The following is a 1,212-nucleotide window of genomic DNA, read 5'->3' on the forward strand; positions in this document are numbered from 1 at the left end:
GGCGGCATTGGCCAACGCGGTGTTCCTGCTGGTCGCGACCGGCGCGATCGGCTGGGAGGCGATTTTGCGCCTGCGCGAGCCGGAGCCGGTCGCGGGGGTGACCGTGATGGTGGTCGCCGGCATCGGCATCCTCGTCAACGGCTTCACCGCCATGCTGTTCGCGCGCGGTCGCAAGGACGACATCAACATCGAAGGCGCCTATCTGCACATGGCCGCCGACGCCGCCGTCTCGCTCGGCGTCGTGGTCTCGGCGGCGCTGATCATCTGGACCGGCTGGCTCTGGCTCGACCCCATCACCAGCCTCGTCATCTGCGCCACCATCCTCTGGAGCACGACCAGCCTGCTCCGCGGCTCCATCGACATGTCGATGGCGGCCGCCCCCAAGGGCACCGACCTCGCCGCCATCAGGGCGTTTCTGCAGCAACGGCCCGGCGTCTCCGCCATCCACGATCTCCACGTCTGGCCGATCTCCACGACCGAGACGGCGCTGACCTGCCATCTCGTCATGCCCGCAGGTAGCAGCGATGCGTTCCTGATGGAGACCGCGCAACTGCTGAAGGGGTCCTTCCGGATCGGCCACACCACGCTTCAGATCGAGACGCATCCGGACAATGGCTGTGCGCTGGCGCCGGATGATGTGGTGTGAGGCATTCCGCCTCCACACCGTCATTGCGAGCGAAGCGAAGCAATCCAGACGACCACCGCGGGCACATTCTGGATGGCTTCGTCGCAAGAGCTCCTCGCAATGACGGCGCGGCGAGAGCCGCGCCCTACACCGCCTTCGCCGTCACGATCCAGATCGCGCCCTGGAGCGCCACCGACTGTCCCTTCAGGAACGGCGCCAGCATCTCGCGGATCGAGGCTTTTGCGGCCTGGTACGTCTCCGGCGGATGGCCCTGGAGCGCGCGGCTGGCCGGGCCAATCTGCAAGGCGCCGTCGACGGCCGCATCGAGACCGCCGCCGATCGCGACATCCATCGCGAGATTGTGCGGCTCCATCGCCACATCGACGAAGCCTGCACCTTTCAGGATGCGCGTCACGCGCTCCTCCGATGCAAAGGCGAACGGCCCCGGCTCCTCCGGTCCGACCGGCGGCATCTTCGGCACGTGTTTGTAGACCGCCATCAACGGCGCCATCATCCAGGGATTTTCCTTCGGCTCGCGCCAGCAGGCAAAGGCAAGCCGCCCGGACGGCTTCAGCGCACGGCGAAGG

Annotated in this window: 1 protein-coding gene and 1 pseudogene; one reads left to right on the forward strand and one right to left on the reverse strand. The window is 67.3% G+C overall.

Features of this window, described 5'->3' with window-relative positions; genetic code table 11:
• Positions 1 to 646, forward strand: a 646-nt coding sequence (locus AC1D00_RS41845) for a cation diffusion facilitator family transporter (RefSeq protein ID WP_477014738.1), incomplete at its 5' end; no start/stop codon positions are given.
• A 124-nt stretch (positions 647 to 770) separates the two neighbouring features.
• On the opposite strand, the pseudogene AC1D00_RS41850 reads toward AC1D00_RS41845, so the two are convergent.
• A pseudogene (locus AC1D00_RS41850) lies at positions 771 to 1,212 on the reverse strand (SAM-dependent methyltransferase); the annotation flags it as partial.

It is taken from the genome of Bradyrhizobium sp. P2_E8, from assembly GCF_056403875.1.